We start from the raw sequence: 9338 nt of genomic DNA, 5'->3' as shown, positions 1-9338 counted from the left end.
CCGAGAGGAACTGGATTTCCTATGGTGGGCGCAGCTAGGTCGCAGCCGCCTGCTGAATAAACAGTTATCCGCTATTAATGAGCCGACACGAATCATAGCTGCAGGCGTCGAAGGGGCGAAAATGCTCCGTCGTCTACCGTGCCAGGTGCACCGCGAAATTGTTCTTCGAACACTGGACTTAGATCCAGAGCTCAATCTAGAAGAATTGCTTGAGGCATTGGGCGAAGACCGCACAGCGCTTGGAGCACCTTTCAGTCAGGGTTTGGTCGCCACCAACCCAACGATTTTCCCTCTCCTTCATGCTTTAGCCACTGGGGAGACCGACCAATATGGGGCTTCTGTGAAGCGCCGAGTTTCTGAGTGGGGCGGCCGGGCGATACTGGAGGCAGGATTTGCCACGATCGCATCACGGGGTCAAGGGAAGATATGAGTGGTTCGTGCACTTACGAAGGGTGTACCGTTGACGACACGGGAATATGCGCACTTGAGCGTCTACCCTCGTCGTGTAGTAACCGTGCGGCTAATCAACCCAGCTTGGTGGACTTGCCGGACGACGCTGATGGTCTAACGTCAGAACTGGGCGCACCAGTGCTCGATGAACCTATCCGTGGCAGCGTGTTGCCATCGAGCAGGACGCTTGGGCTCAGCGCCCTGAACGCCTTAATGGGCAACCGATACGTCAACGTTGTCGGCATTCTTGGTGATCCTGAGTCTGGAAAGACTGCCTGCCTAGCCAGCCTCTATCTTCTTGTCTCGCATGCGAAGCTTGAGGGCTGGTCGTTCGCGGACAGCAAGAGCTTGTCCGCATTCGAGGAGATTGCACGCGGCGCCCGAGATTGGAACGATGGAACTGCGCCGGAGCAAATGACTGTTCATACTGAGCTTGCTGACGATCATGGGCCAGGTTTCCTTCATCTTAAACTCGTCAGAACGTCGGACGGACGACGTGTGGACTTGGCTCTTCCTGACGTGCCCGGTGAGTGGACGCAGGCCCTAGTCAGTACAGGTCGTTCGGATCGGCTGGATTTCATGAAGTCAGCTGAAGCGATCTGGGTTGTCCTCGATGGTCGTTCGCTCGCAGATATCGAAAAACGTCATGGCGTGATAACCCGAGTAGGCCAGCTTGCGCAGCGTCTGAATACCATGATGGGTGGCCGTGAACCACGGTTGCTGGTGGTCGTAACTCACCGCGATTTGCATGTCCTAGATGACACTGTGATCAACAGATTGCAGTCAGAGCTTTCACGACGCGGGGCGTCGGCTGAGATAATAGGCGTTGCGCCCTTTTCTGATCACCCTGACGACATCCCGGCGGGCTTCGGTTTGGCCGATTTGATTGATCGAACGGCTACAGCAAGGAACCAACGATCAGTCTTCTGGCGGTCAACTGACTCTGCCGACGGGGACCGCGCCTACTTACGTTACAGGAGAGACCAATGACCCGATCAATCGTACTTCTTGGCGGTCCTGACTCGGGTAAGACCAATTACATTGGCCCACTGTGGCGAGCACTCGACCTGGGAACTGGTGCTTTACGTGCCGCGGAACAACCTGACGACATCAATTTCGTACTTGAAATAACCGATCACCTTTATTCCGGCGCATTCGCTCCTCGTACCGAACACAGCGATGCGCGTCGAAATTTCGAGGTGGTGGTCGCAGCCAGTGAAGAAGGGCCACAGGCCCGAATCGTCGTGCCTGACATTTCAGGAGAGCTTTGGCGTAATGCAGTGATCGAAAGCGAGATTGATCCTGAATGGATGGCTGAGCTGTCGCGTGCTGATGGGGCTTTACTCTTCGTACGCGTTGACTCCGACCAAGATGTGCGTCCCCTCGATTGGGTGACATCGCGCCGAATGCTGGAAAAACTCGGAGGAGAGGAGGATCAGGGGCTGCCAACCCAGGTCATGTTATGTGAGTTGATTCGCTTCCTTGAAGGTTCACTTGCTGATCGGGAGGATGGTGAGCTGCCGCGGTTATCCGTGGTTGTCACGGCTTGGGATCTGATTGATGAAGCTGTTTTTCGGCAGGGACCGTTGACTTATTTGCAACGAGAGTACCCTCTGCTCGCAGGCCGGCTCTTGGATTTGGAAACGCTCGATGTTCGGATCTTTGGTCTCAGTAGCGTCGGGGGCGACCTGAAACGCGACCGTAATTACCGACAAGCTTATCTGGAGGCGGGACCGGACGGGCGGGGCTGGGTTGCGTTAGAAAGCGAAGGTGAGTGGCTTAAAATTAGCGATATCACCCTTCCCATCGCATGGGCGGTAGGGCTTTGAAGCTGTGATTACTGCGGAGATTCAGATCCACGGCTACCGCAAGGGCCATCAGCTACTGGCGTCTTCGATTGTCCTTCCCAAGGAGGATCAGACGGTTGTGGATCGTCTCTCCGATGTGGCTGGTCCGTTACGTCCAAAAGAGCAGTTCAAGCCTTACCTATCGGCGTATCCACTGCCTAGTGGCACCCATTACGTTGTTGCGAGAACATGGCAGGATGTCACTGTCCCTCGAGCCGGTTGCGTACTCACTAAAAGTGTACTGATTGATGCGTTGGTTTGGTCTGTCAATGCGCCGCTATTAGCCATCCTCCAATTGCTTGATTCGGACGTCTTACCAGATGAGGCGCAAGCAGTACGAATGGAGTTGCCGCAGCGGGCGGATCAACGACTTCGTCCTGCGACTAATTTCAATGGGAGTGAACTACTCGAAGCGCTTTTCTTAGAGGATGCTAAACCGGTGGTGGTCTTCGACGCACCGGATCCTGAACTAGTTGCTCTTCGCTTACTCACGTCGCTGTGGCCCGATATTCGCCGGCGGTTTTCGCTTTCCACCTTTGCTCTGTCGCCTCGAAAGATAGGCGGCCGTGATCTTGATCTAGTCTTCGCCCCCTCAAATGCCAAGGCTAAGTTCTCCGACTGGCCTGGACGCCGTGTGGATGGCCGTTTACCCCAGACTGATCGGCATCGCTGGACGAGTTCCATTGTAAGTCGAGTTTTTGAGAAGGACCTGCCGAAGCTTTTGTCTGATCGGGAGCTTAGTCTGTTAGGTGATCGTGGGGCGCAAAGCGCCGCGTCGCTGCGTATTGCTCTGTTGTGGGAAGAGCTTAGCGATAAGCTGCATCAGACTCCTACCGCTGCTTTAGGTCTTTTAGATATCGCCAACTCGGGGATGGTTAGCAACTTCGCGGCAGTCAAAGCTTTGGAGCCGCGGCTTGCTGAAGCCACTCGCCACGCTGCTAGCACGTTGTCGGCAAAAGACGCTTGGGACTTTGTCGGTGCCATTGCTCGTAAGATGCAGGGACATAACATGCCAGTCGGGAAACACGCGATTGAAGCACTTGTGGAGCATCTCGCCGAGACTGCACCCGATGGCGCAATAAGCTTGCTCCTCCAACCTGATCCCAAACAGGCAATAGAATCATTCGTCCCTAATATAGCCACGGGGTTAGGCAAGGCACTGCGCCCCCTCACCGAGCATCTACTTGCAAACGCCCCAATGAGTGTCCTCGCGAGTCTTGTCGCACAGGGCGGCCCGTTGACCGATCGAGTTGCAGCGGACGATGTGTTAATCCGTAAGATTGGAGACATATTTGAAGAGGTTGATCAATCGCTCGCAAGTAGAGCGGGCGCCATGCTGCTTCCAAGTTTGGTTGAGGATCGACAACTCCCGGCTGCACTTCCCTTCTTCATCAGGCTTGATGCTCACGTAATTGCTACAGAGTTGCGCAGGCTTGGTGAGGCGAACGGATACAAGGCCATCCAGATGAGTACAGCTCTGATTATCCGAGCACGCGACGTAGGAGGCCTACTACAGGTTCGTGACGTGTTGGTCCAATCCAAGGCCTCAGTGCGAAGGGATGCATTACTCTCGAGATCGATGGAGCCTGTTGCGGAGGACATGCTCTGGCTTCTGAACGAAAAACATTTGTCAAAAGCAACAAGCACAGCGCTTCTGGTGGGTGTTCTCAAGCTTGCAGATGATCAGCAGTTCGCGGCGTTGCTAGGTGATAGTAGTGTCGGCGAGCGTATCGTCGAGCGACTTCCGGATGACGCGATCGAAACATTGACGCGCGCGGCATTGCAGGAGAACCTGCCGCTTGAGAGCTACATTCGCATTGTCCAATCCGTCATACCTAAAATAGAAGGTGTTCAACGATTCCAAATCGCCGAACGAGCTATTGGGAGACTCCTACGCAATCGATTCAAAGGTGATGAGGCTGCGACTCTGAACATGCTGCTCGGTATTCTCGAGGCGCGGCTTGACGGTAGATGGGCGGCTAAGGTTGGGGTGGGGTACGGAACTACTGCTGACGTAGCAAGTCGCAATCTCTTGGTGTTTGAATCAGCGCCTTTGGCTGTGCGTCAACGCATGATTGATGCGCTTGATGAAATCGCCATCGCGGTGCAAGGTCGAGATTTCATTGACCTAACTGAGGCGGCCTACGACGCTTGCGCTAGGCTTTTTTTCGATGCAGAAAAACTGCATAAACCTGGACTCATTGAAGCCGCCGGCAGGCTCATCCCATCGCTTTTGCGTGCTCGTCAGCAGCCGGTCTCACTATTGATTGCGGCGTTGTTCCCAATTATTTACCGGGAGCTTTCGAAGGACGACGATGTGCCTGAACTCCTCAAGTTTGTCCCATTTTTTGATTGGGATCGTTGTAAGGCCGTTCGACGGGAGTTGGTCGACGCTTTCTTATCGTCAGCATGGCCACCTGGGAATCTGGCACTTACCGCATATCGGTGCGGCGACGTCTCCAGAATTCTCAAGCGCATCGTTAAATCCTACGACGGTGCGAAATATCTCTCGCGCCTAGAGAACGATCTCGGTCGCCTGGGGGAGGACGCGCAGCGCGTGGTCAGGCGGAATATTGCCGAGATATCTACAGATCGATCTCATGGATTAGAACGGTAGTGGTATCGAGCCAAAGACACCATTCGTTGGTACCTTATGATCTGAGGCGTCAGTACGATACGTAATGGCCGAAAAGGTGACCCGTCATAACCGATCGAGAATTAATCTCCAGGCTCGTGACGTAGTCTGTGTCCACAATTACATCGATTTGATCGACACAATTTCTACAAACCTGAATTTCTTTCTGGCTATCATAGTAGCTTCTTGCTCCGCAACCAAGGAGCTCAGCGTATCAGCCTCATGTACCATCTCGTACATCTTGCCTTCAAATTCATTTCCGACGCGCAGTGTAACTCTGAGCCTAGGAGTAAAGCCTTTCGAGATTTGCCTTTTTCTCACTGCTTCTATCGGTTCAACCATCACGACATCCGTAACGGCTTGCGTGTGTATTTTAGTTTGCGGCGCGGGAGGCTCAGACCTACCGAATAGTGCCAGCCGCATCTCTTCTTCCGTTAGTTCCGTATTCATACAACTCCTCAGAAAATACGCTGTGTATAACCTAACCTATTATAACCAGAGCCCCTGCTATGCTGGGGGCTCGCGGGAATTGGAGGCAATATATCAGTGGAATACTCATTGTCAGACCTGCTGGAAAGAATGTACCAAAACCAGCTAGCGCTGGAGGCGGCACTGATGGAGTTAACGCTCCACGCCGAGAAGCAAGGATCAACCGAAATGGGCGAAAATGTCCGTGGGGCGTTATATGCGATTGGGGAAAACGCAGGCCACATCAAGCAAGGCCTGGCGAAGCTCAGATCTGCAAATAGGGGGTTGATTAACTGCCTAGCATTTTGACCCGCCCCGGTTCGCTAGAAAAAACTAGCAACCTCTATTGTCTCATTCTGGTCTGGGGCTCGATGTAGCTATTTGAAGTTGACTAGGCCTGAACAGGGTAATAACCTCGAGGTGCTAGCTCTGAGATTCGTGGGTGCAAACCTCCACTCGGAGACACTTGATAGAAAAGCCCATCTCCCGATGGGTTTTTTTGTGCCGCTTGAAAAACATCAGTAAGCGTTAGCTCGTCTCATCTATCAGGAGGCTGAATCATGGCTTTTTTTCCAAACAGGTTGAATACACAGCCAAGAACAAACACCACCTTGACGGGCTCTCATACACCGGTCGTCTGTGATTTATGAGAAGCCGGCATAGAACCTTGAATCTGACTCATAGGAATGATAGACATAGCAAAGAGAACCTGTGGAGACGGGACCATGAAATCCGCATTAACAGCAGAACTGCTCTCAATTGTGAAGGACGCCCCAAGACTGTACTTCGCTCCGTTGATCGGTGCTATAAAAGAGGTACGATCTGAACTACTTAAACCATTTCCCGTGGCGCAAAAGATCGAAACCAATTTCGAACCACCTAACCACCAGGGTTAGTTACTAACTTGAGATAGGCAGTCAATTTTTTGCTCCGTCTCCACACATTCTGACGGCACTGCGCTTTCAAGAGACTAGGACCTGCAATGGGTTCAAAGCCTTTTAACCGCAAACGAAAACAAACGCTTTTGGGGGACGTATTCAAAATTTGGCCAATTTCTGGGGATAGAATATAGTTTCGCTTAAAATGATCTAAATCTTTCAAACCGACGACATGTGCTGATCGTCTAGAACATTGAACCACATTACTTCCAAGTCGGCCTGCGCGAACAAGCGCATATGCTACTTCCTCCTTCATACCTAAGGCTTTAGCAGCCTCAGCTATCGACAATCCTTTAGTTTGGTTTGACGCATGCAGAGTTATTCCTTTTTGGTGCAGCACATTGGGAGAAACCAACCATTTCCCTATACCTATAGCTTCGGCGTGCGCGCTACAGAAAACTGGAACCTCGCCCTCTTGAATTGCTTTTAATAACTGCGGAAGTCCATCCGCCGTGGGCAAATAGTGTTTTGCTACTTGTGATAGCGTTATAAAACCGCTATCAGATAACGGTAAAAATGAATTGGGTATTAGATCGACTATCGAGTCGAGAGAAATAAGCCACTGCTCACCTGCTTTTGGAGAACCTCCAAGTGTTCTTAATAAACCTGTTGATATCAGTTGCTCTACACGCTTTCTACTTAGGCAAAGTAACCGAGAAGCCTCCCGCAAATTAACAGGCTCGTTCAGTACCGATGAGAGTCTTCGGGCTTGATCGATGTCTACTACCGTACTGATTTTCCCGCAAGGGTAATAAAACTCTCTGGTTTCAAGATCACCCGACGAATGCATTCTTCGCAAAAAAGCTTCGGGTAGACCTGTTAACCGCTTAGCTTTGGAGAAGGGGAGCCAACGATGCTCAAGTAAAGTGCATTCGCTCAGCCGCCGGTTTCTCTTAGCTAGCGGCCCCTGCCATTGCTGGATGATGTGTCGTTCAAACTCTTGTCGAACAAAATCAAAACATGAGTCGTTTAAGGAAAGGTACATGTCATTATAAATCGGACCGAAAGCCGACACCAACTGCCAGGAAATCTGGGATTTCCTAATTTCCATAAGGTCAGCCAACAGGCTGTGAAACGCCTCAGGCCAGCCTCTGAAAACGCTACCTGCTGAGTTTGCTAACTCAGGCGCTACCACTCCTGAAGCGACCTCCGGAACCTTCATAGTAATAGAGCGTTTTCGACTCACAGCCCTTACACCAATCCGTATAGCCAGATCGTGCAGTTGCTGGTACGTGAGAGCGCCGATGCCTTTAGCTTTCCCGCTGTCTGGGAGCCTTACGCGATGATCAAGTTCAACGGAAAGCCATGCTCTCGGATCATCCGAAGTTAAGCTTAGGAGATCAGAATCTTGAACAGAGTATCCACAAACATCGCAACATTTGTTTATTAAAACTTTTGGACTACTGTGAGCTTTGCATTTTGGACAGTTGTACAAAAGCTCAACCTGATGAAAAGCACATGTGGTATACAGCGTAAGATCCCACAATTCACGCCAATACAGTCCCTCAGCTAAACAAACAGGGCAGTATTTTGAGCAGGCTACAGACCACGTCTTCTGATTGGTAACTTTTGGAGTACGAATCTCTTCGGCTACTAAATTCCAACTTAAGGGCCTCTGTTTTGAGTCTAACCATTCATTGACACTGTCATCGCTGGTTTCTTTGAACAGCCCAAGTACTTCACCGCCTGACAAACAATTACTATGAGCTAAACGGTGCAAAAAACCTATCAAGCTTTCATCGTGCATAGGTGTAGGGTTTATCAATAAATCAAACATAGGACCTCCACCATGTCCATAGACAATTCAAACCTACTTACAAATCATTGAGCGTGATTACGAGGGTCGACCGATAACGTCGTCCACGCTACAAACCCAACATAAGAGTCGTTGTACATATTAATTACTGCCGGGAGCTGCTCCCGGCAGTCTCTCAGGCAGAAGGGTTATCAAAGTTTTCAAAGGGTTCTCGGCCGCAAACTAACGGCCGAAAATCAAAATCATCATGGAACGGATTTCGCTCATTAGCCACCCGACTCCATACCTCGTCTTTGAAAGCTTGGGACAGTACACCCATATCGATGCCTTCAACATCCGTCAGCTGAGCCAGCCATACAGCACGGTCCAGAATCTTGATCAGATAATCAACGAGTCCAAAAGAAGCTAGTTGAAAGCGCTGAAGCATATCTTTGGAGAGAAAGCTAATACATGTGACAGGCAACAAGCTGTGGATGGCCTTCAGAAGAGATGCAAATTGCATCCACGTCTCCTCAGTTAGCTCATACCGTCCGTAATCAATGCTGGCAGAGAACCGTCGGCGAAGTTGTTCGTTAGCCCAGAGCAAGCTATCTGTTCTCTTCAGCCCTACCAGCACAACTGTGATATCAGTCTCGTTCATCAGACTTTTGATCCAGTCTGCTGCCTCGTATGCCCCTACCCTTTTGTAATCCACTAAATGCTGCGCCTCATCCAAGATGATCATCTCGGTTCCCTGGTTTTTAAGCAGCGTGACGATCCGAGTGAATTTATGTTCGGCGGAATGACCACGTGCAGTGGCGAATGGATCCTTCATAGCAATGAGCACGGCCGTCGCTAGATTTCTCTTGGACGGAGAGGAGGGCATTTCCACCACCAAAATTGGCCGTACGCCTACTGAGTCGGGACTCACTTGATTTCTCATATACTCCCTAATCAAGGAGCTTTTACCGACGCCGCTCGGACCTTGGATAACGAGCCCCTTACTGCTTTTGGTTCGAATAGTGTCCTGCCTCACCTCTTCAATACGTGCAATTGCATGATCGCTTTGCGGACTCTGTATGAAGTGGTGGCGTAGAGAAAATCCGCCTCGGTACTCCCGGTAAGCGTTCATGTGTCGTCCCTCACACGGGGGGCGCTTGAAACAACCGCGTAATCTGGGATTGAGTCCAAATCACTGTCAGCATCGATAAATTCAACCACACCCACCGTTTGGGGCAGGTTATCAGGTAATCGAGCGCCGCTAC

8 protein-coding genes are annotated in these 9338 nt (G+C 51.1%); 5 read left to right on the top strand and 3 right to left on the bottom strand.

The window, feature by feature from the left end; all coding sequences use genetic code 11:
• The 4 genes from ACI77I_RS31060 to ACI77I_RS31045 form a co-directional block, all read left to right on the top strand.
• Positions 1-430, top strand: a 430-nt coding sequence (locus tag ACI77I_RS31060; protein WP_406999989.1) for a GTPase-associated system all-helical protein GASH, incomplete at its 5' end; no start/stop codon positions are given.
• 158 nt (positions 431-588) lie between these two features.
• Positions 589-1440, top strand: coding sequence for a TRAFAC clade GTPase domain-containing protein (locus ACI77I_RS31055; protein WP_406999987.1), 852 nt, complete (start codon positions 589-591; stop codon positions 1438-1440).
• Positions 1437-2279 (top strand): hypothetical protein, encoded by an 843-nt coding sequence (locus ACI77I_RS31050; RefSeq protein WP_406999985.1) that lies wholly within the window; start codon positions 1437-1439, stop codon positions 2277-2279. The genes ACI77I_RS31055 and ACI77I_RS31050 overlap by 4 nt, the downstream gene beginning before the upstream one ends.
• A gap of 4 nt (positions 2280-2283) precedes the next feature.
• Positions 2284-4914 carry a hypothetical protein gene (locus ACI77I_RS31045; protein ID WP_406999983.1) on the top strand — a complete coding sequence of 877 codons (2631 nt, stop codon included), beginning with the start codon at positions 2284-2286 and terminating at the stop codon, positions 4912-4914.
• A gap of 138 nt (positions 4915-5052) precedes the next feature.
• Here ACI77I_RS31045 and ACI77I_RS31040 read toward each other — a convergent pair whose 3' ends face one another.
• Positions 5053-5382 carry a hypothetical protein gene (locus ACI77I_RS31040; protein WP_406999981.1) on the bottom strand — a complete coding sequence of 110 codons (330 nt, stop codon included), beginning with the start codon at positions 5380-5382 and terminating at the stop codon, positions 5053-5055.
• A 90-nt stretch (positions 5383-5472) separates the two neighbouring features.
• Here ACI77I_RS31040 and ACI77I_RS31035 point away from each other — a divergent pair, with 90 nt between their 5' ends.
• The gene (locus tag ACI77I_RS31035) at positions 5473-5709 is read left to right on the top strand and encodes a hypothetical protein (protein WP_406999991.1); all 237 of its coding nucleotides are present in this window, start codon (positions 5473-5475) and stop codon (positions 5707-5709) included.
• A 570-nt stretch (positions 5710-6279) separates the two neighbouring features.
• Here the strand turns inward: ACI77I_RS31035 and ACI77I_RS31030 are convergent.
• Positions 6280-8115, bottom strand: a complete 1836-nt coding sequence (locus tag ACI77I_RS31030; RefSeq protein WP_406999979.1) for a TniQ family protein — start codon at positions 8113-8115, stop codon at positions 6280-6282.
• Between the two features lie 154 nt (positions 8116-8269).
• Entirely contained in the window at positions 8270-9205 is a 936-nt protein-coding gene (locus ACI77I_RS31025) for a TniB family NTP-binding protein (protein ID WP_406999977.1), read from the bottom strand.
• Positions 9206-9338: the final 133 nt, after the last annotated feature.

The organism is Pseudomonas sp. D47 (assembly GCF_045447305.1).
GTDB lineage: Bacteria > Pseudomonadota > Gammaproteobacteria > Pseudomonadales > Pseudomonadaceae > Aquipseudomonas.
Note: the sequence above shows the minus strand (reverse complement) of the source record. Positions and strands in the feature narration are given on the sequence as shown.